Raw genomic sequence first — 22465 nt, forward strand, 5'->3', positions numbered from 1 at the left:
GCAGACATTTTTCCCTTGTGCTTGAATTTTCGGGAACCGAACATGTTTTCACGCCGTATTTTGATGGCAGGTATTGCAACTCTCTGCATCGGAGCGACCGCTCCTGCATTTGCAACTTCGCCGGTAAGCGCTGAAGCGCAGCTCAATGAAGCTGCTGCGTCTGTTCAGCAAGTTGCTCTCTCAAGCGATGCCAAGGCCAATCCTGAAAAGCCGAAGAAGAAAAAGGCTTCCAAGAGCGGCAATGCAGTTAAGGCCAATAAGTACAACATCGATCCGAAGTTCCGGGCGCAGGAAGTGGCTTTTACCGGCTATAAGCCTGGCACCATCGTGATCGACCCGAAGCAGCGTTTCCTTTACCTTGTTGAAACGTCGACGACTGCTCGCCGTTATGGCATCGCTGTCGGCAAGCAGGGATTGGAATTCAAGGGCACTGGAACAATCAACGCGAAGCGGGAGTGGCCGCGCTGGATTCCGACCAAGGAAATGATCGAGCGTGATCCGGCTCACTATGGTCGCTTCAAGAACGGTATGGATGGTGGTCCAGGCAACCCACTTGGTTCGCGCGCTCTGTACTTGTTTCAGGGCAACAAGGACACCTACATCCGCATTCATGGCACGGTACAGCCATGGACTATCGGTAGCTCGGCTTCCAACGGCTGCTTCCGCATGATCAATGAGGATGTGATGGATCTTTATGAGCGCGTCGGTCTGGGTACCGAAGTGGTTGTTCTCTGATCTGTAAATGACTATGTGAATGTGGCCGGGCTTATGGGCTCGGCCTTTTCTTTTGTGCCAATGGCTATTCTGACAGGTGGAAGCTGTGGATTTCGAGCTTCGACATGGCTTTATGTGAATAGAGGCGCTAGAGAGTACAGACGTATTCGCTCCGGGGTTTCTGGCTCCGGTTTTTCTTTGTGCAACGACGATTACCGCCTTGCTTCGGTGAAAAAACACTGCCGGGGTGCATTTTTTGGTGGCGGAATCAATCAAGAAAGTCTAACGAGATAAGCCCATGGCGCGATATGTATTCATCACTGGCGGCGTGGTTTCTTCCCTTGGAAAAGGCATAGCTGCCGCAGCACTGGCTGCACTCCTTCAGGCACGTGGTTACCGCGTGCGTATCCGTAAACTCGACCCTTATCTGAATGTCGATCCCGGCACGATGTCGCCTTACCAGCATGGTGAGGTGTTCGTCACTGACGATGGTGCCGAAACCGACCTTGATCTGGGCCATTACGAGCGGTTCACCGGTCGTCCTGCCAACCAGCAGGACAACATCACCACCGGCCGCATTTATCGGAATATCATCGAAAAGGAACGCCGCGGCGATTATCTCGGTGCGACGGTTCAGGTCATTCCGCATGTGACCGACGAGATCAAGAACTTCGTCCTTGAAGGCAACGAAGACTATGATTTCGTTCTTTGCGAAATCGGCGGCACGGTTGGCGACATCGAAGCCATGCCGTTCCTCGAAGCGATCCGTCAGCTTGGCAATGAACTGCCGCGCGGAACGGCAGTTTATATCCATCTGACCTTGATGCCGTATATTCCGGCAGCTGGTGAACTGAAGACCAAGCCGACCCAGCATTCGGTCAAGGAGCTGCGCTCTATCGGTATTGCTCCAGATATCCTTCTGGTCCGCGCCGATCGCGAGATTCCGGAATCAGAACGTCGCAAGCTGTCGTTGTTCTGTAATGTCCGCGAAAGCGCGGTCATTCAGGCGCTCGACGTAGCAACGATCTACGATGTGCCGATTGCCTACCATAAGGAAGGCCTTGATTCGGAAGTTCTGTCGGCATTCGGTATCGATCCGGCTCCGAAGCCCCGTATGGACCGCTGGGAAGAGGTCTCCAACCGCCTCCACAATCCAGAAGGCGAAGTGACCATCGCCATCGTCGGCAAATATACTGGCCTTAAAGATGCCTATAAGTCGCTGATCGAAGCGCTCTATCATGGTGGTCTTGCCAACAAGGTAAAAGTCAATCTCGACTGGATCGAGGCTGAAGTCTTCGAAAGCGAAGATCCGGCCCCATATCTGGAAAAGGTTCATGGCATTCTGGTGCCGGGCGGTTTCGGCGAACGTGGCGCGGAAGGCAAGATTCTTGCAGCGAAGTTCGCTCGTGAACGCAAGGTTCCTTACTTCGGTATCTGCTTTGGCATGCAAATGGCTTGCATTGAAGCAGCACGTAATCTCGTTGGTATCGAAAACGCATCTTCGACCGAGTTCGGTCCGACCAAGGAGCCGGTTGTTGGTCTCATGACCGAGTGGCTGAAGGGCAATATGCTCGAGAAGCGCGCTTCGGCTGGTGATCTTGGCGGTACAATGCGCCTTGGTGCATATGAAGCGGCGTTGAAGTCGGGCTCAAAGATTGCGGAAATCTACGGATCGACCGATATTTCCGAGCGCCATCGTCATCGCTATGAAGTCAATATCGACTACAAGGAACGTCTGGAATCTGCCGGGCTGAACTTCGCAGGCATGTCACCGGATGGTGTTCTGCCGGAAACAGTCGAATATCCTGACCACCCTTGGTTCATCGGCGTTCAGTACCATCCTGAACTGAAGTCTCGACCGTTCGAACCGCATCCGCTGTTTGCTTCCTTCATTGAAGCGGCAATCGAGCAGAGCCGTCTGGTCTGAAAATCTAACGCGCCTTTCGGGGCGCGTTTTCATTTCTGCTTTCAGGCCGTGGTCTTGTTTTCGACCCACCTTTACGCCAGATAAGGTGCCTGCAAGGCACTCAATATCGAGGTTCACGTCATGGCGACTGCCAATTCATCCGTAAAAATCGGAAACGTTACTTTTTCAAACAGTGCGCCGTTTGCCCTGATAGCGGGCCCGTGCCAGATGGAAACGCGTGAACACGCCTTCGATATGGCGGGCCGTCTCAAGGAGATGACCGATAAGCTCGGCATCGATCTTGTCTACAAGTCCAGCTTCGACAAGGCCAATCGCACATCCTTGAAGGCTGAGCGTGGAATCGGCCTCGAAAAGGCAATGGAAGTTTTTGCCGATCTCAAGAAGGAGTTCGGCTTTCCGGTGCTGACGGACATCCACACTGAAGAGCAGTGCGCCGCAGTTGCTCCCGTGGTCGATGTCCTGCAAATCCCGGCATTTCTCTGCCGCCAGACCGATCTGCTGATTGCTGCCGCAAAGACGGGACGTGTCGTGAATGTCAAGAAGGGCCAGTTTCTGGCGCCGTGGGACATGAAGAATGTTCTTTCCAAGATTACGGAAAGTGGCAATCCGAATGTGCTGGCGACCGAACGCGGTGTTTCGTTTGGCTATAATACGCTCGTTTCCGATATGCGTTCCTTGCCGATCATGGCAGGCCTTGGTTCACCGGTTGTGTTCGATGCGACTCACTCAGTACAGCAACCGGGCGGGCACGGTGGTTCGTCGGGTGGTCAGCGCGAATTCGTTGAGACACTGGCACGCGCAGCTGTAGCCGTTGGCGTTGCCGGGCTCTTCATCGAAACGCATCAGGATCCGGACAATGCCCCATCCGATGGTCCGAATATGGTGCCGGTGGATAAAATGCCCGCGCTCCTCGAAAAGCTGATGGCTTTCGATCGTATCGCGAAAGGGCTTTAAACAGTTCTCGGAGAATTTAAAAAGGCGGGGGATTTTCCTCCGCCTTTTGTTTCGCTAAGCCATTCTCGCCGCTTTTTTGCGGTTAGGGCTTAAAAATTGGCCTGGTGCATAATCTTTTCTGAAATGTCTGCAAAGTTTTAGGATTATGCGCTAAGAAATGGCCGCATCGGATTTGTTAAGCGCCTCGCACATCTGGCGGGGCAATCTATAGGGAAGGACTGGTTCCTATGACTGCAATCATCGACATCGTCGGCCGCGAAATCCTCGACAGCCGCGGCAACCCGACCGTCGAAGTGGACGTTGTGCTTGAAGACGGCTCTTTCGGACGTGCTGCGGTTCCGTCTGGCGCATCGACTGGCGCGCATGAAGCTGTAGAATTGCGTGACGGTGGCAGCCGCTATCTCGGCAAGGGTGTGGAAAAGGCCGTCGAAGCTGTCAATGGCAAGATTTTTGACGCTATTGCGGGCATGGATGCGGAAAGCCAGCTGCTTATCGACCAGACGATGATCGAGCTTGACGGCTCGGCCAACAAGGGCAACATCGGTGCCAACGCAATTCTGGGTGTTTCGCTTGCAGTTGCCAAGGCTGCGGCTCAGGCAACGGGTCTCCCACTTTACCGCTACGTTGGTGGCGCAAATGCCCATGTTCTGCCGGTCCCCATGATGAATATCATCAATGGCGGTGCACATGCTGACAATCCGATTGATTTCCAGGAATTCATGATTCTGCCGGTGGGGGCTTCGTCCGTTCGTGAAGCTGTTCGTTATGGCTCGGAAGTTTTCCATACCCTCAAAAAGCGTCTGAAGGATGCCGGTCACAACACCAATGTTGGCGATGAAGGCGGCTTTGCTCCTAATCTGAAGAATGCCCAGGCTGCGCTCGACTTCATTATGGAATCGATCGAAAAGGCCGGTTTCAAGCCGGGTGAAGATATTGCTCTTGGCCTCGACTGCGCTGCGACCGAATTCTTCAAGGACGGTAATTACGTCTATGAAGGCGAGCGCAAGACGCGCGATCCAAAGGCTCAGGCCAAGTATCTCGCCAAGCTCGCCAGCGACTATCCTATCGTCACTATCGAAGATGGTATGGCTGAAGACGACTGGGAAGGTTGGAAGTACCTCACCGATCTTATTGGCGACAAGTGCCAACTCGTTGGTGACGACCTGTTCGTCACCAATTCCGCTCGTCTCCGTGACGGTATTCGTATGGGCGTTGCCAACTCGATTCTCGTCAAGGTCAACCAGATCGGATCGCTGTCTGAAACGCTCGACGCGGTCGAAACAGCTCATAAGGCTGGCTATACTGCCGTCATGTCGCATCGTTCGGGTGAAACCGAGGATTCGACGATTGCCGATCTCGCGGTTGCTACCAACTGTGGTCAGATCAAGACTGGCTCGCTGGCCCGTTCGGACCGTACGGCCAAGTACAATCAGCTTATCCGTATCGAGGAAGAACTTGGCAAGCAGGCCCGCTATGCAGGTCGCAACGCACTGAAGTTCCTCTGATTTTTCTCTGAGACTGATAAAGGCGGGCTTCGGTCCGCCTTTTTTCGTTTTCGCCCTATATGACTTCCAATGCTCGGCATTTGACCGAATGCAATTATATTGATATCAATGTTATTACATTGGTGTTTGAGCAGATGAGGCAGCGGCTTGGAATTCAGATGATGAAGCCGTGGGGGAGTTAACAACGGGAGAGAGAAAATGGCTTATATCGAAGGATTTGTTGTCGCCGTCCCCAAGGCGAACAAGGAACTCTATCGCAAGCATGCCGCCGAAGCTGCTGTATTATTCAAGGAGTTTGGCGTGACGCGTATGGTCGAAGCATGGGGGGATGATGTGCCGGATGGCAAGGTCACCGATTTTCGACGTGCGGTTAAGGCTGAGGCCGACGAGGAGGTTGTTTTCTCCTGGTTCGAATATCCCGACAAGGCAACGCGCGACGCTGCAAATAGCAAAATGATGAGTGATCCGCGTATGAAGGCGATGGGTGACCAGATGCCATTCGACGGCAAGCGCATGATCATGGGCGGGTTTTCCACAATTGTAGACGTTTGATCCTGTCAAACATTTTAACAATCTGAATGAGCGGCTCGTCTTTATGGTGAGCCGTTCTCGATTCCTGACGGGTTTGAATGGTTTGCGCGAGGTTCACTTCTTCCAGCTGTTGCGAAAACTAGTCCCGACTGTTCCTGACATCGGTTCTTGGTAAATCTCTGTTAAGCAAAATAATGCTTGATGGTGGAATTCGGATTGATGCCCTTCGCAGGATTCGTAGTGGCACCGAATATCCGGGAAGGAAGCCGAAATGTGGACCAAGCAGAAGCGTAAATCGATCCGTGGGCGTTTTGTGTTGCCCATTCTGACGGCTGCATTTCTGAGTTACTTCGGCTTTCACGCCTATCACGGCGAATATGGTCTCTACTCCCGTATCCAGCTGGAAGAGCAGAAAAGTCTTCTGGCCAAGCAGCTTGAACAGGTGACGGCAGATCGCAACGCGCTCGAAAAACGAGTCACGCTTTTGCGCGACGGTTCCATTGAGAAGGATATGCTTGACGAGCAGGCACGCAGAGCGCTTAATCTCTCCCATCCCGATGAAGTGACAATTATCACCTCCAGGGAAGACCGTTCAAATTAACTGAAATCCGGTTAATTGTCTTTTTGTGATATGTTTTTAAGGGCTTGGCGACATAGCAGCTATGCTCTGGGCGCATATTGTATCTTGTGATATGCCCGTATAACGTCACAATAGAACGACAATTTAGGGAGCGAGATATGGCACCGAGGGCTAAAAAGTCGCCTGCTAGCAAAACGCAGGCGTCTTCTGTGACTGCACCCAAGGCACCTGCACCTGTGAACTTCGACAAGAAGCAGGAGCTGGACGCTTATCGCGAAATGCTGTTGATCCGGCGTTTCGAAGAAAAAGCCGGCCAGCTTTATGGCATGGGCTTCATTGGAGGCTTCTGCCACCTTTATATCGGCCAGGAGGCCGTGGTGGTCGGCATGCAGATGGCGCTGAAGGAAGGTGATCAGGTAATCACCGCCTATCGCGATCATGGTCATATGCTTGCAGCTGGCATGAGCGCGCGCGGCGTGATGGCTGAACTGACCGGACGTCGCAGCGGCCTTTCCAAGGGCAAGGGCGGCTCCATGCACATGTTCTCCAAAGAGAAGAACTTCTACGGCGGTCATGGTATCGTCGGTGCGCAGGTTTCGCTCGGCACAGGCCTTGCATTCGCGAATCGCTATCGCGACAACGACAATGTAACGCTGACCTATTTCGGCGATGGCGCTTCCAATCAGGGTCAGGTCTACGAAAGCTTCAACATGGCATCGCTATGGAAGCTGCCGGTAGTCTACATCATCGAGAACAACCGCTACGCCATGGGCACATCGGTTTCGCGCTCGTCCGCAGAAACGGACTTCTCGAAGCGCGGTCTCTCTTTCAATATTCCGGGTATCCAGGTAGATGGCATGGACGTTCGTGCGGTCAAGGCTGCTGCCGATCTGGCCGTGGAATGGACGCGTTCCGGCAAGGGGCCGATCATTCTCGACATGCAGACCTACCGTTACCGCGGTCACTCCATGTCGGATCCGGCAAAGTATCGTTCGAAGGAAGAAGTGCAGAAGATGCGCTCCGAGCATGATCCGATCGAACAGGTCAAGCAGCGTCTGATCGACAAGGGTTGGGCAACCGAGGAAGAGCTGAAGGAAATCGACAAGGATGTCCGCGACATTGTCGCTGATTCTGCTGATTTCGCTCAAAACGATCCGGAGCCGGATGCATCCGAGCTCTACACGGATATTCTGCTCTAATTCCAGGAAGGTGTTGTCATGCCCGTAGAAATTCTCATGCCCGCACTTTCCCCAACCATGGAAGAGGGCAAGCTCTCCAAATGGCTGAAGAAAGAAGGCGACAAGGTTACGTCCGGCGATGTGATCGCCGAAATTGAAACCGACAAGGCGACGATGGAAGTCGAAGCTGTCGATGAAGGCACGATCGGCAAAATTCTTGTCGATGAAGGCACCGAAGGCGTGAAGGTCAATACGCCGATTGCCGTGCTTCTCGGTGACGGTGAAAGCGCTTCCGACATCGGTTCTGCTCCGGCGGCCAAAGCCGAGGCACCATCGAGCGAAGCCAAGGAAGAGCCAAAAGCCGAAGAGAAGAAGGCTGATTCTGTTCCGGCTGCTCCAAAGGCTCCAGCACTCGAAGTCGCGTCCGACCCGGACATCCCGGCTGGCACCGAAATGGTTTCCACGACAGTTCGTGAAGCGCTTCGTGATGCTATGGCCGAAGAAATGCGCCGTGATCCGAATGTTTTCGTGATGGGCGAAGAAGTCGCCGAATATCAGGGCGCTTACAAGGTAACGCAGGGACTTCTCGACGAATTCGGTTCCAAGCGTGTTGTCGATACTCCGATCACCGAACATGGTTTTGCCGGTGTAGGTGTTGGCGCGGCTTTTGCGGGTCTGCGTCCGATCGTTGAATTCATGACCTTTAACTTTGCCATGCAGGCAATCGACCAGATCGTGAACTCTGCTGCCAAGACGCTTTATATGTCCGGTGGACAGATGGGCGCTCCGATGGTCTTCCGTGGCCCATCCGGTGCTGCTGCACGCGTTGCTGCCCAGCACTCGCAGTGCTATGCGGCCTGGTACAGCCACATTCCGGGTCTCAAGGTCGTCATGCCGTACACGGCAGCCGACGCCAAGGGCTTGCTGAAGGCTGCCATTCGCGATCCGAATCCGGTGATCTTCCTCGAAAACGAAATCCTGTACGGTCATCATTTCGATGTGCCGAAGCTTGACGATTTCGTGCTGCCGATTGGCAAGGCCCGCATTCACAAGCAGGGCAAAGACGCCACCATTGTTTCGTTCGGTATCGGCATGACCTACGCCGTCAAGGCGGCTGAAGAGCTGGCCCAGCAGGGTATTGATGTTGAAATCATCGATCTGCGCACGATCCGCCCGATGGATATTCCGACTGTCGTCGAATCAGTCAAGAAGACTGGCCGACTGGTGACTGTGGAAGAAGGTTTCCCGCAGTCGTCCGTTGGTACGGAAATCGCCACCCGCGTCATGCAGCAGGCTTTCGATTATCTCGATGCGCCGATCCTGACCATTGCTGGTAAGGATGTTCCGATGCCTTATGCGGCAAATCTGGAAAAGCTGGCGCTGCCGACTGTCGCCGAAGTGGTCGAAGCGGTGAAAGCCGTTACCTATACCGCGTAACGAAAGGGTCTGGACATGCCGATCAATATCACCATGCCAGCGCTTTCTCCGACGATGGAAGAAGGCAACCTGTCGAAATGGCTGGTCAAGGAAGGCGACAAGATCGCTCCTGGCGATGTTATTGCTGAAATCGAGACCGACAAGGCCACGATGGAAGTGGAAGCTGTGGACGAGGGCACGATTGCCAAGCTCGTGGTTCCCGCTGGCTCCGAAGGCGTCAAGGTCAATGCGCTGATCGCTATCCTCGCCGAAGAAGGCGAGGACGTGGCGGCTGCCGCAAAGGGCGCGGCTTCGGCTCCGAACACAGAAGCAAAGGTCGAGGCTCCCAAGGAAGAGCCGAAGCCAGCTGCAGCTCCTGCAGCGGTGCCTGCACCAGCCAAGGCAGAGCAGCCCGCTGCTGCGAATAAGGGTGACCGCGTGTTTGCGTCGCCGCTTGCACGCCGTATCGCCAAGGAATCCGGTGTCGATATCGCCGCTGTGAAGGGTACCGGTCCGCACGGCCGTGTCGTTCAGCGCGATGTGGAAGCTGCTCTGGCTTCCGGTGGTGCCAAGGCTGCTGCGCCGAAGGCGGAAGCTGCCTCTGCTGCCGCACCGAAGCCGATGTCGGATGAAGCCGTTCTCAAGCTCTTTGAGGAAGGCACTTACGAGATTGTTCCTCACGATGGTATGCGCAAAACCATTGCCCGCCGTCTGGTGGAATCGAAGCAGACTGTTCCGCATTTCTATCTGACGATTGATTGCGAACTGGATGCACTTCTGGCTCTGCGTTCGCAGATCAATGCAGCCGCACCGATGATCAAGACTGAAAAGGGTGAGGTTCCGGCCTACAAGCTTTCTGTCAACGATCTGGTGATCAAGGCTGTTGCTCTTGCACTGCGTGACATTCCTGAAGCCAATGTCTCTTGGACTGAAGGCGGTATGGTCAAGCACAAGCGTGCTGATGTCGGCGTTGCAGTCTCCATTCCGGGCGGTCTGATTACTCCAATCGTGCGTCAGTCGGACTCGAAGACGCTGTCCGCTATCTCCAATGAGATGAAGGACCTTGCCAAGCGTGCGCGTGATCGCAAGCTGAAGCCTGAAGAATATCAGGGCGGTTCGACCTCCGTGTCCAACCTTGGCATGTTTGGCGTGAAGGACTTTGCCGCGATCATCAATCCGCCGCATGCGACCATTTTCGCAATCGGCGCAGGTGAACAGCGTGCAGTGGTCAAGAACGGTGAAATCAAGGTTGCGACCGTTATGTCTGTAACCCTTTCAACCGATCATCGTGCCGTCGACGGCGCGTTGGCTGCTGAACTTGCACAGGCCTTCAAGCGTCACATCGAAAACCCGATGGGTATGCTGGTCTGATTGATCAACTTCAAGGGCGTCGCGTTCTGCTGAACTCGACGCCTGAGGTTTTTGAATGGCTGGACAACCGAACCTACGCCCGGCTGAACGCCGTGAAGCCGCAGAGATCGCCATTCTTGTCGATATCTCTTCGCACGGTTTTGCGTCATGGCTCTGGTACGGGGCCGTTCTTGACGGGCGAACCGAAACGGCCATGGAACGCGGTCGGCAATATATGCGCGCTGACGGGAGCGAAGGCTGGCAGAGCGTGACGATAGCCGAATGGGCCGGCGATATTGCCGGGCTTTCCATCGGCTTCACTGTGGACGAAAGTATCAACGATCTGCCTGAAAAACATCCGGTTACGGATCAGCTGATCGCGATGCAGCGCAAGGTCATTGGCAACCGTTTTATAGATAGTGTTGGCGTTTATCGGGAGTTTCGCGGCAAAGGTATTGGCCGTGCACTCGTCGCAAACGAGATCGACCTGGCGTACCGGAACGGTAATCCGGCAATCAGCCTGATAACCGAAAGCCACAACGATGTGGCGCTTTCCCTTTACGGCGCCCATGGTTTCAAGGAAATTGAGCGGCTCGAAGCGATAGAACGCATTGGGCAGGACAAAAGACACGACTGGGTGCTGCTCACCCGAGAAGTGAACTGAGCAAAGGCAGGACAATATGGCCGACATTTACGACGTTATTGTTATCGGCTCGGGCCCGGGTGGCTATGTTACCGCAATCCGCGCTGCGCAGCTTGGCCTGAAGACGGCTATCGTTGAGCGTGAACATCTGGGTGGCATTTGCCTCAACTGGGGCTGTATTCCGACCAAGGCGCTTTTGCGCTCGGCTGAAATCCTGCATTTTGGCGAACACGCCAAGGATTACGGCCTGAAGCTGGAAGGAACGATCATACCTGATGTGACGGCTGTGGTACAGCGGTCGCGCGGTGTGTCCGCACGTCTTAATGGCGGCGTCGGCTTCCTGATGAAGAAGAACAAGATCGACGTGATCTGGGGCGAGGCAAAGCTTGTAAAGGCTGCTTCGGGCAACAATCCGGTTGAGATTTCGGTCGGCAAGTCGTCAAAGCAGCCGATGCAACCGCAGAACCCTGTTCCGAAGGGCGTTCTGGGCGAGGGCACCTACAAGGCGAAGCACGTTATCGTCGCCACTGGCGCACGTCCGCGCTCTTTGCCGGGCATTGAGCCGGATGGCAAGCTGATCTGGACCTATTTCGAAGCAATGGTTCCGCAGGAACTGCCGAAGTCTATGCTGGTTATGGGGTCGGGTGCGATTGGTATCGAGTTTGCCTCTTTCTACAATGACATGGGCGTTGACGTGACGGTCGTGGAATTGATGCCGCAGATCATGCCGGTTGAAGATGCGGAGATTTCCGCACTCGCGCGCAAACAGCTTGAAAAGCGTGGCCTGAGGATCATTACCGATGCCAAGGTTACCAAGGTCGAGAAGGGTGCAAATAATGTGACCGCCCATATCGAGACCAAGGACGGCAAGACGCAGTCGTTGACCGTGGACCGTATGATCTCGGCAGTTGGCGTTCAGGGTAATATCGAAAATCTTGGCCTTGAAGCACTCGGTGTGAAAACAGACCGTGGATGCGTCGTCATTGATGGATATGGCAAGACCAACGTTGCTGGCATCTATGCTATCGGCGATGTTGCCGGTCCGCCAATGCTAGCACACAAGGCCGAGCATGAAGGCGTTATCTGCATCGAGAAGATTGCAGGCCTTCCGAATGTTCATCCGCTCGAAAAGAACATGATTCCGGGCTGCACCTACTGTAACCCGCAGGTCGCTTCCGTTGGTCTGACCGAAGCAAAGGCCAAGGAAAAGGGCTACGATATCCGCGTTGGTCGCTATTCGTTTGCTGCAAATGGCAAGGCGATTGCGCTCGGTGAAGATCAGGGACTGGTTAAGACCATCTTCGACAAGAAGACGGGACAGCTGCTTGGTGCTCATATGGTCGGTGCGGAAGTGACTGAACTCATCCAGGGTTTCGTGATCGCCATGAACCTTGAAACGACTGAGGAAGAGCTGATGCATTCGGTCTTCCCGCACCCGACCCTTTCCGAGATGATGAAGGAAAGCGTTCTGGATGCGTATGGTCGTGTGCTGAACGCATAATACGGAGGGACGCTCATTCCGCTGATCGAGAACGGAGGGCCATGGCGGCGTGCCGCCTGGCCGATCATTAAATGGTGTACTGTTGGAGGATTGGTGCTGGGGTTTGCAGCCGGCACCTTGAGTGTTCTTGGCGGCAACACCATATCGGTCAACGGAATGGCCATAACCGGTTGGTATGGGGTCTGGGTACTCACATTGGCGCTCGGCGCTGCAGGCTTGGTATTTGGCCTGATATGGGCATTAGTTTTCCGGGCTCTTGGACTGGCGGCGCGGCGATGAGTAGCAAATCGCTCAAGTTGACAGGGTTGAAGGCAGGGATTAGGACCGAACCGAATTTGGGAGCATTTCAGGTCCATTCATGAAAATGCTTCGGATAGGCAGGAAAAAGCATGGTTACAGTTCTCGATCTGGTGAACCAAGGCAAGCGTGAGCGGCATCCCGAGAAGGCGCATCGTCCGGACAATGTTGTCCTGAAGAAGCCCGAGTGGATTCGTGTCAAGGCTCCTGTCTCACGCGGCTACAGCGAAACGCGCGATATCGTTCGCTCAAACAAGCTGGTTACGGTTTGCGAAGAGGCAGGTTGCCCGAACATCGGCGAGTGCTGGGAAAAGAAGCACGCGACCTTCATGATCATGGGCGAGATCTGCACGCGTGCCTGTGCTTTCTGTAACGTCTCGACCGGTATCCCGACTGCGCTCGATCCGAACGAACCCGAGAATGTTGCCAAGGCCGTCAAGCAGATGGGTCTGACGCATGTGGTTATAACATCGGTGGATCGCGACGATCTTGCCGATGGTGGTGCGCAGCATTTTGCTGAGGTCATTCAGGCGATCCGCGAAGCTACTCCTGCTACCACGATTGAAATCCTGACGCCGGATTTCCTGCGCAAGGAAGGTGCTCTCGAAGTCGTGGTCAGGGCTCGCCCGGACGTGTTCAACCACAATCTGGAAACTGTGCCGTCGCGTTATCTGAAGGTTCGTCCTGGCGCTCGTTATTTCCATTCGATCCGCCTGCTGCAGCGCGTCAAGGAACTGGACCCAACCATTTTCACCAAATCCGGTATCATGGTCGGTCTTGGCGAGGAGCGGAATGAAATCCTTCAGTTGATGGATGATCTGCGTTCGGCTGATGTGGATTTTATGACCATCGGCCAATATCTCCAGCCGACCCGCAAGCATCATCCTGTCATTCGCTTCGTGACACCCGACGAATTCAAGTCGTTCGAGACGATTGGTCGGACGAAGGGCTTCCTGCTGGTTGCATCCAGTCCGCTGACGCGTTCATCGCATCACGCTGGCGACGATTTCGCGAAGCTGAGAGCCGCGCGTGAGGCGCAGATCTCTGCACGGGCCTAAGACAGGAAATGCCGCAGTTTACGACCGTCAGGCGGGTACATCACCGGGCAGAGCAAATGTTCGGTCTCGTTGCGGATGTCGAGAAATATCCGCAGTTTCTGCCAATGTGCGAGGCCTTGTCTGTTCGCTCCCGCAAGGAGCGTGACGGTAAGGCTCTTCTCATTGCCGACATGACAGTTGGTTACAAGCTTATCCGTGAGACATTCACCAGTCAGGTGCTGCTGAAGCCCGAGGAAAACGTCATTGATGTAAAATATCTCGACGGGCCGTTTCGCTATCTCGACAACCGCTGGACCTTCAAGCCGGTAGGAGACGGAAGTGAGTGCGATGTCGAATTTTTCATCGATTATGAGTTCAAGAGCCGTACCCTCGGTCTTCTCATGGGAACGATGTTCGATCTCGCTTTCAAAAAATTTTCCGAAGCGTTTGAGAAGCGGGCCGATCAGATATACGGATTAACCTGAGAAAAGCCCTGGTTTTCCGGGGCCCTCATTTTCTTCTTTTCACGCACATCTTATCTGAAAACCGTTTCACACTTTTCAGGATGTGCTTTTACTGCGCCGTATAGCCGCCATCGACCAGTATGGATGCTCCCGTGACGAAGGAAGATTCGTCGCTTGCCAGAAAAAGCACGACGCTGGCTACTTCTTCGGCGCGACCGAGACGACCTATAGGATGCAGGGCTACTAGAGCCTGTTTCTTGTCGTCGGGTATATCCTTGAGAAGCGGCGTATCGATATAGCCGGGACAAACCGCGTTCACCCGGATGTTCTGCGCACCGTAATCAATGGCAAGTGTCTGCGTCAGAAGTTTTACGCCGCCCTTTGCAGCCGCATAGGCGGTGACGCCGGATTTCCCGACATGACTGTGAATGGAGCCGCAATTCACGATCACTCCGCCGCCCTGTGAGCGCATCTGGTCAATCGCGTATTTATCGCAAAGATAGACACCGGTAAGGTTGATATCGATGGTTTTCTGCCATGCAGTTTCATCCAGCTCGTCTATCGGGCCATCTGCGGCGATGCCTGCATTGGCGAACATGATGTCGAGGCGACCATAAGTTTCGACGGTTTTTGCAATCAACGCCTGCACGGCTTTCGTATCGGTTACATCGGTTTTGACGAATATTGCCCGTTCGGTGCCGCCTGCAAGCTCGTTGGCCAGTTGCTGGCCATGCTCCGAATAATCCGCGATAACGACATTCGCTCCCTCGCTAACAAAAGCCCGAACAGTCGCTTCGCCGATGCCACTTGCCCCACCTGTAACGATTGCCACCTTACCATCGAAACGCATCGCCATGTTCTCCTTGTCTGATCAAAGACAAGGATAGGGCACGACGAATAAAAGTATATGCTTCAGACTATCGAAGGTTTTTGAGAACGAGGTCCAGTGCGGCGAGAACCGTCGCGTGGCGGATTTCGGCTCTGGTTTTTGGACCGAAATGGTATTCGCGATGAAGGGGCGGGTGGCCTTTTCGTGCCGATGCGATGTGCACGAGACCGACAGGTTTTTCATCGGAACCGCCACCTGGCCCCGCAACGCCCGTAACCGCCACCGTTACACCGGCGCGGGAGCGAGAAAGTGCCCCTTCAGCCATGGAAAGCGCCACTTCTTTCGAGACAGCGCCAACGCGATTGATCAATTCCATCGGAACACCGATCATTTCGGCTTTCGCTTCGTTGGAATAAGTAACGAAGCCGCGATCCACGACATCGGACGAACCGGCGATGTCGGTCAGACATCCAGCTATTAGCCCGCCTGTGCAAGACTCGGCCATCGCGATCATTACACCGGCCTTGCGGCAGGCTTCCAGTACGGCAATAGCTTTGTCTTCTGCGATGAGCGCGCTCATTCGGGAACCTCGCCGGGATAGATGACGGTTGCCGTTGCAATGGCAGCGATACCTTCACGGCGTCCGACGAAGCCCAGCTTTTCATTGGTCGTCGCTTTGATGGAAACGCGATCGGCGGCAATTCCCAGCATGTCGCAAAGAGCTTCCGTCATTGCTGCACGATGTGGGCCGATCTTCGGTGCTTCGCTGATAAAGGTCACGTCGACATTGGCGATACGACCGCCAGCTTCACGTACGATATTGGCAGCATGTTCGATAAAGATGCGGGAAGCAGCGCCTTTCCATTGTGGGTCGGAAGGCGGGAAATGCGTGCCGATATCGCCCGCTCCTCGCGTCGCAAGCAGGGCGTCGGTCAGTGCATGAAGTCCAACATCGGCGTCCGAGTGGCCATTGAGTTTCGCTTCGTGGGGAATTTTCACACCGCACAGCGTCACATGATCGCCGGGTTCAAAGGAATGGACGTCATAGCCATTGCCAGTACGAATGTCGGGAAACGAGACGTGGTCTTGCCGCAGGCGTTTGTCAGCCATTTCGATATCCTTTGCCCAGGTAAGCTTTGTATTGTCCGCCGATCCTTCGATGATGCGGACAGCGATACTTTGCCATTCGGCAATGGCAGCATCATCCGTGAAATCAGAGCGACTGATCGCGAAGGCCTTTTCATGTGCATCAAGGATTGGCGTATAGGGAAATGCTTGGGGGGTCTGTGCAGCAAAAAGACCAACGCGAGGCACCGTCGTTTTTACTGTTCCGTCTGTGGCTGACTGTTTCAGAGTGTCCGAAACTGCCAGAGCCGGTAGAACGCCTTCATCAGGCGCGAGATTTTCGACGATACGCTTCAGTAAATCCTGACTGACAAACGGTCTCACACCATCATGGATCATGACATATTGCGGTGCATAATCTCGCAATGCGAGGAGACCAAGGCGCGTTGATTCCTGCCGGGTAGCGCCGCCATTCACGACGAGAATGGTGTCGCAGTTTTCCTGGAGGGCGCGTTCGTAAAGCACATGGTCGTCAGGATGAATGACGACAACGATGCTATCAACCAGCGGGCAGTCGATAAAAGCGCGCAAAGTGCGGGCAAGTACGGCTTCGCCACCGATGCGCCGGTATTGTTTCGGCCCTTCGATGCTCTGCCCGGCTCGCTCTCCGCGGCCAGCTGCCACAATGACTGCTGCTATCTTTGAAATGGTTGTCGCCTCTGCCAAAGGTTGCATCTGTTCAAATTTGCCTTTTCAAGCCGAATAATGCCTTGTGCAGATAAATGCCAGACGGCAATTGATTTATCGTGATTTTGCGCGCGCTTTTCCTTGCGTTGAAAATTGAGACTGATTAATGTATGTGCTAATTGCACTATGCACATCAAATAGGCATTTATTGGTGAGTTTTCTCGATCAACCTTTGACCATTGGCGGTGTGGCCCTTGCCAATCGCGTTTTCCTCGCGCCGATGTCCGGCGTTTCGGACCTTCCGTTCCGCAGGCGTGCCGCAGAGGCTGGCGCTGGCATGGTCGTGTCTGAAATGGTCGCCAGCGCCGAACTCTGTAACCGTCACAAGGAAAGCCTTCTGCGCCTCTCAGGCGAGGGGCTTGGAACGCATGTCGTGCAGCTCGCGGGACGAGAAGCACACTGGATGGGCGAGGCGGCCAGGATCGCCGAAGGTGAAGGCGCTGATATCATCGATATCAATATGGGGTGTCCGGCCAAGAAAGTGACGGGCGGTTATTCGGGGTCTGCGCTGATGCGCGATCTCGATCACGCAATGACCCTCGTCGAGGCCACAGTTAACGCGGTCCGCGTTCCGGTCACACTCAAGATGCGGCTGGGATGGGACGAGAAAAGTATCAACGCACCTGAACTTGCAAGGCGCGCTGAAGGCGCCGGTATCGCCATGGTGACGGTCCATGGGCGCACGCGTTGTCAGTTCTATGAAGGTAAAGCGGACTGGAATGCAATTCACGCCGTCCGGGATGCAGTCAGGATTCCTCTGATTGCCAACGGAGACGTGGCGTGTCGACCTGATGCGGAGGAAATTTTACGCCGTTCTGGAGCGGATGCCGTGATGGTCGGGCGTGCCTCTTATGGACAACCGTGGCTGGCTGGTGCAATTGCTGGAAGCGATCTTGCCCCACAGTCACGAAGTGAAATTCTTGATTATATTATAAAGCACTACGAAGATATGCTCGAGCATTATGGAAGTACGACGGGCATCCGTCATTCGCGCAAACATCTCGGCTGGTATCTTGATCGTCTTGCTGGCGCTGCATGTACGCCAATCGAGAAAGCAGAAGTCATGACCCTGACCGATCGAAAAGCCGTCATCGATGCCTTGCGTCGTATATTCATGCGCGAAGTTCCTGAAACCGCGCTCAAAGAGGTTGCCTGATGCGCGAGAGAATCGAAACGAACGGTATTCCGTCAGTTGTACTCGATGCGATCAGCCAACCGGTTATCATGGTTAGCGCCGAGAATTATATCGCCTATGCCAATCTGGACGCGGAACAGTTCTTTCGTTCCGGTTCGTCCATTCTGGCGCGCAACCGGCTGGAATCCTTTCTGCCCTTTGGCAGCCCACTTCTGGCACTCGTCGATCAGGTTCGCACCAGTCAGATGCCGGTGAACGAATATCGCGTCGATGTCTCGTCGCCGCGTCTTGGGGCAGAGCGCATCGTTGATGTTTACGTAGCGCCTGTAGCGGAGCTGCCGGGAGCTGTGGTCATCCTCTTCAAGGAAAAGACGATGGCTGAAAAGATAGACCGCCAGATGACGCATCGAGGTGCTGCGCGGTCCGTGACCGGGCTTGCCTCAATGCTGGCCCATGAAATCAAAAACCCTTTATCCGGTATCCGCGGTGCGGCACAATTGCTGGAGCAGGTTGTCAGCGATGAAGATCGAGCGCTTGCGCGCCTCATTACCGACGAAACGGATCGGATTGTTTCACTGGTTGACCGCATGGAAGTTTTCTCGGACGAGCGCCCCATCGAGCGCTCTGCGGTCAACATTCACGCGGTTCTGGATCATGTGAAGGCGATTGCGAAGAACGGGTTCGCACGGAAGATCCGCTTTGTGGAAGATTATGATCCTTCTCTCCCGCCGGTTTTCGCCAATCGTGACCAGCTCGTGCAGATCTTTCTCAATCTCCTGAAGAATGCCTCGGAAGCCATAGGCGATCGTGAGGGCGGCGAGATTGTCCTGTCCACGGCTTATCGTCCAGGTATTCGTCTGCAGGTGCCGGGCGCGCGGGATAGGGTGGCCCTGCCTCTCGAATTCTGTGTACACGATAACGGACCCGGTGTGCCGCAGGATATGCTGCCGCATTTGTTCGATCCCTTCGTGACCACGAAGACCAATGGTTCGGGGCTGGGACTGGCACTCGTTGCGAAGATCATTGGTGATCATGGCGGTATTATCGAATGTGACAGCCATCCTACGCGCACGACTTTCCGCGTTCTGATGCCCGCATGGAAAAATACTGAACTGGCAGCTGGAAATACTGGAGACAACGCATGATCGCAGGACGTCCGACGGGAACCATATTGGTGGCGGATGACGATGCAGCCATTCGGACCGTGCTGAACCAGGCATTGTCGCGAGCAGGTTACGATGTGCGCGTGACTTCCAATGCTGCCTCGCTCTGGCGATGGGTGGCGGCAGGTGACGGTGACCTTGTCATAACCGACGTCAATATGCCGGACGAGAATGCCTTTGATCTTCTGCCGCGCATCAAGAAGATGCGTCCCGACCTGCCGGTTGTGGTGATGAGCGCGCAGAACACATTCATGACGGCAATTAGGGCATCCGAGGCGGGAGCCTACGAATATCTGCCGAAGCCATTCGATTTGACGGAACTCATTAATATCGTCGGTCGTGCGCTGTCTGAACCAAAACACAAGCCCATTGCCGCTCTATCGGATGAGCAGGCAGATAACATGCCGCTGGTGGGCCGTTCGCCTGCGATGCAGGAAATATACCGTGTGCTGGCGCGCATGATGCAGACGGATTTGACCGTGATGGTTACGGGTGAATCCGGTACGGGCAAGGAACTGGTTGCGAGCGCCCTGCACGAATATGGACGCCGTCGAAAAGGACCGTTTGTTGCGATCAATATGGCGGCAATCCCACGCGACCTGATCGAGTCTGAGTTGTTCGGGCACGAGAAGGGCGCTTTTACCGGCGCACAAAACCGCTCGAGCGGTCGCTTCGAGCAGGCGAATGGTGGAACACTGTTTCTCGACGAAATCGGCGATATGCCGATGGAAGCACAAACCCGACTTTTGCGTGTGCTGCAACAGGGCGAATATATGACAGTCGGCGGACGCACGCCGATCAAGACCGATGTGCGCATCGTTGCAGCAACCAACAAGGATTTGCGGCAGTTGATTGCACAAGGACTTTTCCGCGAAGACCTTTATTATCGGCTGAACGTCGTGCCTCTGCGCTTGCCGCCGCTTCGCGAGCGCAGCGAGGATGTGGCCGATCTCGTGCGCCATTTTTTCAAGCGGGCTGCCGAAGAAGGTCTGCCCGAAAAACGTATCAGCACTGCTGGCCTGGAAATGATGCGCCGGTACCCATGGCCTGGAAATGTGCGTGAGCTGGAAAATCTCGTGCGAAGACTTGCGGCGCTTTATCCGCAAGAGGAAATATCGCCGGAGATCATCGAAACCGAATTGAAGTCTGAACTGGCCAAGCCGGATATCGTTCCTGCCGGTGGTGGCGATATGGAGAACATTTCCATATCGCAGGCTGTCGAGCAGAATATGCAGCGTTACTTCGCGTCATTCGGTGCCGATTTGCCGCCTCCAGGTCTCTACCATCGGGTTCTGGCGGAACTGGAATATCCCTTGATCCTTGCCTGTCTTACGGCAACACGTGGAAATCAAATCAAGGCGGCAGACCTTCTGGGATTAAATCGGAACACGCTGCGCAAGAAAATTCGTGAGCTCGGGGTCAATATATATCGCGGAAACAAGGGAAACTAAGCGGTAGTTGGGCGCTAATAACGCATTAACTACATTATTTAATAGGCAATTAAGTCTGCTCGACTACTGTTAGTTGCATGAGAGATCAGCAATCCACGCGAAGCAAGAAAACCCGGCGCATTCTCGAACCGGCTGTAAGGAGCGGCATTCTTGCTGCGCCTTTGATACTGATGCTAGCGATCGTCGTCATCTTGTCTGGAGCAGAGCCTAAACTCTCTGCGATGATAGATCAAACCTTCACCGGTTCGATAAGCCCCATCATAAAGTAATGCTCATTAGCCTTGAAGAAGACGCCTGAAGTCCTACTCTTTTAGGATAGCTAAAGGAGATAACCATGCGTCTTGCTGTTACGACTTTGTTTCTTGGTCTGTCTGTTGCTGCGGCCTATGCCGCTCCACCACCGGAAGGCACCAAGCTTTCGGAAATAATCGCGAAAATCGAACAGAGCGCGGATACTGCTTTCATTGATGAAGTCGACTGGAATGATCGTGGTTATTACGAGATCGAATATGTCACCAAGGCTGGCGCCAAGGTGGAGGTGAAGGTCGATCCAAAAACCGGAGAAAATGTTCGCTAGTCTCTGACACTTGTGCGAGCGATTGTGTTGGAGCGGGTAGCGGGAATCGAACCCGCGCGTTCAGCTTGGGAAGCTGACAGGCTACCATTACATCATACCCGCAAACTGTAATGTATTTCAGTCGATTAGCGACAAATTCGACGAGGCCGCTTTAGAAAGTTTTACAGTTGGTTTTGCCAAGCTATGTTCTCTTTCTGGTCTCGTCAAACTGTTTTGTCGACAGGTCGGCCTTTTCACTACATGCGGTCTCATGACCTCACGAAACACTACAGTACCGTGACAAATTTTTCATGAACCGTTCCATTGATATCCAGGATTGAGAGGCCATCTGCAGGTAACGCTCCCAGCCATGCAGCCAGATTCGCAGGCTGTTGCAGATGACAGGAAGTCCATGGGTAAGACCACAAAGCGCCGAGCACTACTTATCGTAAACCCACATGCCCGGAATGGCAGGGGATACGGCGCGGATATTCGTGCAGCATTGGAACGCGGTGGCCTCCAGCTCATAGAACGAAATCCGCAGGACGATGAGACAATTTCAGATGTGATCCTTCGTGAAAGAGATTGCGATCTGGTTATTGTCGGTGGTGGCGATGGTTCGCTGAACGCTGCGGCCAAAGGATTGATGGAAACCGGATTGCCGCTTTCAATCCTTCCGCTCGGAACCGCAAACGATTTTGCCCGAACCATCGGCATTCCTGCCGATCCAGTTGAGGCAGCGCGTCGCCTTGCATCCTACGAGGTGCAGCCCATCGATCTGGGTGAGGTGAACGGTCACCTTTATTTCAATGTCGCAAGTATCGGTTTCAGTGCCGAACTGGCACAGCAACTGAGTTCCGCGGCGAAGAAGAAATGGGGGAAGCTCGGTTATGCGATTGTCGCAGCGCGCATCCTCATGCGCTCCGAGCTTTTCACAGCCTATCTGGAACATGACGGCATGACGGAGAAAATCCGTACGTTGCAAGTCTCTGTCGGGAATGGAAAATTCTACGGCGGCGGTATGGCTGTCGAAAAGGATGCGACAGTGGATGACGGTAAGCTGGATTTCTATAGTCTGGAAGTCGATCACTGGTGGAAACTTTTGCGCCTGCTACCAAGCCTGCGTCGTGGGACCCATTCCAAATGGGATGATGTGCGGGCTTTTCCGACGACCGAAGTTATTGTGCGCACCAAGAAGCCGCGTGCTGTAAACACAGATGGTGAACTGTCAACCTGGACACCAGCCCATTTTCGTCTGCTGCGCAAAGCAATCAATGTTTACATGCCAGATTCAAAATTGAGGCCGTGATGTTGATCACGCAAAAAAAGACCCGCCTTGTTGGAGCGGGCCTAATCCATGACGTTAGGTGACTGGCTCGGAGGTCATAAGAGCCGTATGAATAACGATTGAAGGATCTGAAC

At 54.2% G+C, this 22465-nt stretch carries 22 protein-coding genes and 1 tRNA gene; 19 read left to right on the forward strand and 4 right to left on the reverse strand.

Annotated features, from left to right (window positions below):
* The first annotated feature begins 42 nt into the window (after nucleotides 1–42).
* The 14 genes from OANT_RS10655 (at nucleotide 43) to OANT_RS10715 (ending at nucleotide 14118) form a co-directional block, all read left to right on the forward strand.
* Entirely contained in the window at nucleotides 43–735 is a 693-nt protein-coding gene (locus OANT_RS10655) for a L,D-transpeptidase (RefSeq protein ID WP_010660000.1), read from the forward strand.
* Nucleotides 736–1012: 277 nt separating this feature from the next.
* Nucleotides 1013–2641, forward strand: a complete 1629-nt coding sequence (gene pyrG / locus OANT_RS10660) for a CTP synthase (RefSeq protein WP_010660001.1) — start codon at nucleotides 1013–1015, stop codon at nucleotides 2639–2641.
* A 120-nt stretch (nucleotides 2642–2761) separates the two neighbouring features.
* The gene (gene kdsA, locus OANT_RS10665; protein WP_012091968.1) at nucleotides 2762–3595 is read left to right on the forward strand and encodes a 3-deoxy-8-phosphooctulonate synthase; all 834 of its coding nucleotides are present in this window, start codon (nucleotides 2762–2764) and stop codon (nucleotides 3593–3595) included.
* 227 nt (nucleotides 3596–3822) lie between these two features.
* Entirely contained in the window at nucleotides 3823–5100 is a 1278-nt protein-coding gene (eno, locus tag OANT_RS10670) for a phosphopyruvate hydratase (RefSeq protein WP_012091969.1), read from the forward strand.
* 198 nt (nucleotides 5101–5298) lie between these two features.
* Entirely contained in the window at nucleotides 5299–5652 is a 354-nt protein-coding gene (locus OANT_RS10675; RefSeq protein WP_010660004.1) for a DUF1428 domain-containing protein, read from the forward strand.
* Between the two features lie 250 nt (nucleotides 5653–5902).
* Nucleotides 5903–6232 carry an FtsB family cell division protein gene (locus tag OANT_RS10680; RefSeq protein WP_010660005.1) on the forward strand — a complete coding sequence of 110 codons (330 nt, stop codon included), beginning with the start codon at nucleotides 5903–5905 and terminating at the stop codon, nucleotides 6230–6232.
* A 137-nt stretch (nucleotides 6233–6369) separates the two neighbouring features.
* Entirely contained in the window at nucleotides 6370–7410 is a 1041-nt protein-coding gene (gene pdhA / locus OANT_RS10685) for a pyruvate dehydrogenase (acetyl-transferring) E1 component subunit alpha (protein WP_012091970.1), read from the forward strand.
* 18 nt (nucleotides 7411–7428) lie between these two features.
* Nucleotides 7429–8826 (forward strand): pyruvate dehydrogenase complex E1 component subunit beta, encoded by a 1398-nt coding sequence (locus tag OANT_RS10690; protein ID WP_012091971.1) that lies wholly within the window; start codon nucleotides 7429–7431, stop codon nucleotides 8824–8826.
* Between the two features lie 15 nt (nucleotides 8827–8841).
* Nucleotides 8842–10176 (forward strand): pyruvate dehydrogenase complex dihydrolipoamide acetyltransferase, encoded by a 1335-nt coding sequence (locus OANT_RS10695; RefSeq protein WP_012091972.1) that lies wholly within the window; start codon nucleotides 8842–8844, stop codon nucleotides 10174–10176.
* 55 nt (nucleotides 10177–10231) lie between these two features.
* On the forward strand, nucleotides 10232–10819 hold the full coding sequence (locus OANT_RS10700; RefSeq protein WP_012091973.1) for a GNAT family N-acetyltransferase: 588 nt from the start codon (nucleotides 10232–10234) through the stop codon (nucleotides 10817–10819).
* Between the two features lie 16 nt (nucleotides 10820–10835).
* On the forward strand, nucleotides 10836–12299 hold the full coding sequence (gene lpdA, locus OANT_RS10705; protein WP_012091974.1) for a dihydrolipoyl dehydrogenase: 1464 nt from the start codon (nucleotides 10836–10838) through the stop codon (nucleotides 12297–12299).
* A gap of 93 nt (nucleotides 12300–12392) precedes the next feature.
* Nucleotides 12393–12578, forward strand: a complete 186-nt coding sequence (locus OANT_RS25640; protein ID WP_012091975.1) for a hypothetical protein — start codon at nucleotides 12393–12395, stop codon at nucleotides 12576–12578.
* A gap of 110 nt (nucleotides 12579–12688) precedes the next feature.
* Nucleotides 12689–13654: a lipoyl synthase gene (gene lipA, locus OANT_RS10710; RefSeq protein ID WP_012091976.1), complete on the forward strand. Its 966-nt coding sequence runs from the start codon at nucleotides 12689–12691 to the stop codon at nucleotides 13652–13654.
* A gap of 8 nt (nucleotides 13655–13662) precedes the next feature.
* Nucleotides 13663–14118 carry a type II toxin-antitoxin system RatA family toxin gene (locus OANT_RS10715; protein ID WP_010660013.1) on the forward strand — a complete coding sequence of 152 codons (456 nt, stop codon included), beginning with the start codon at nucleotides 13663–13665 and terminating at the stop codon, nucleotides 14116–14118.
* An 88-nt stretch (nucleotides 14119–14206) separates the two neighbouring features.
* Here OANT_RS10715 and OANT_RS10720 read toward each other — a convergent pair whose 3' ends face one another.
* The 3 genes from OANT_RS10720 to OANT_RS10730 form a co-directional block, all read right to left on the reverse strand.
* Nucleotides 14207–14947, reverse strand: coding sequence for an SDR family NAD(P)-dependent oxidoreductase (locus OANT_RS10720; protein WP_012091977.1), 741 nt, complete (start codon nucleotides 14945–14947; stop codon nucleotides 14207–14209).
* 67 nt (nucleotides 14948–15014) lie between these two features.
* Complete coding sequence (locus OANT_RS10725; RefSeq protein WP_012091978.1) at nucleotides 15015–15506, reverse strand: CinA family protein; 492 nt, start codon at nucleotides 15504–15506, stop codon at nucleotides 15015–15017.
* Complete coding sequence (locus tag OANT_RS10730) at nucleotides 15503–16726, reverse strand: bifunctional 2-C-methyl-D-erythritol 4-phosphate cytidylyltransferase/2-C-methyl-D-erythritol 2,4-cyclodiphosphate synthase (protein ID WP_012091979.1); 1224 nt, start codon at nucleotides 16724–16726, stop codon at nucleotides 15503–15505. The genes OANT_RS10725 and OANT_RS10730 overlap by 4 nt, the downstream gene beginning before the upstream one ends.
* Nucleotides 16727–16889: 163 nt before the next feature.
* Here OANT_RS10730 and dusB point away from each other — a divergent pair, with 163 nt between their 5' ends.
* From dusB to OANT_RS10755, 4 genes are all read left to right on the forward strand, one after another.
* Nucleotides 16890–17894: a tRNA dihydrouridine synthase DusB gene (gene dusB, locus OANT_RS10735; protein WP_172488792.1), complete on the forward strand. Its 1005-nt coding sequence runs from the start codon at nucleotides 16890–16892 to the stop codon at nucleotides 17892–17894.
* Nucleotides 17894–19018 (forward strand): two-component system sensor histidine kinase NtrB, encoded by a 1125-nt coding sequence (locus tag OANT_RS10740; RefSeq protein WP_012091981.1) that lies wholly within the window; start codon nucleotides 17894–17896, stop codon nucleotides 19016–19018. The genes dusB and OANT_RS10740 overlap by 1 nt, the downstream gene beginning before the upstream one ends.
* A complete protein-coding gene (gene ntrC / locus OANT_RS10745; RefSeq protein ID WP_012091982.1) occupies nucleotides 19015–20487 on the forward strand; it encodes a nitrogen regulation protein NR(I) in 1473 nt (490 codons plus the stop codon). Before OANT_RS10740 ends, ntrC begins: the two co-directional genes overlap by 4 nt.
* A 334-nt stretch (nucleotides 20488–20821) precedes the next feature.
* Nucleotides 20822–21064: a PepSY domain-containing protein gene (locus OANT_RS10755; RefSeq protein ID WP_012091983.1), complete on the forward strand. Its 243-nt coding sequence runs from the start codon at nucleotides 20822–20824 to the stop codon at nucleotides 21062–21064.
* A 28-nt stretch (nucleotides 21065–21092) separates the two neighbouring features.
* Here OANT_RS10755 and OANT_RS10760 read toward each other — a convergent pair.
* Nucleotides 21093–21166, reverse strand: a tRNA-Gly gene (locus OANT_RS10760).
* Between the two features lie 289 nt (nucleotides 21167–21455).
* Here OANT_RS10760 and OANT_RS10765 point away from each other — a divergent pair.
* Nucleotides 21456–22352, forward strand: a complete 897-nt coding sequence (locus OANT_RS10765; protein WP_012091984.1) for a lipid kinase — start codon at nucleotides 21456–21458, stop codon at nucleotides 22350–22352.
* The last annotated feature ends 113 nt before the right edge of the window (nucleotides 22353–22465 follow it).

It is taken from the genome of Brucella anthropi ATCC 49188 (assembly GCF_000017405.1).
In the GTDB taxonomy this organism is placed as follows: Bacteria; Pseudomonadota; Alphaproteobacteria; order Rhizobiales; family Rhizobiaceae; genus Brucella; species Brucella anthropi.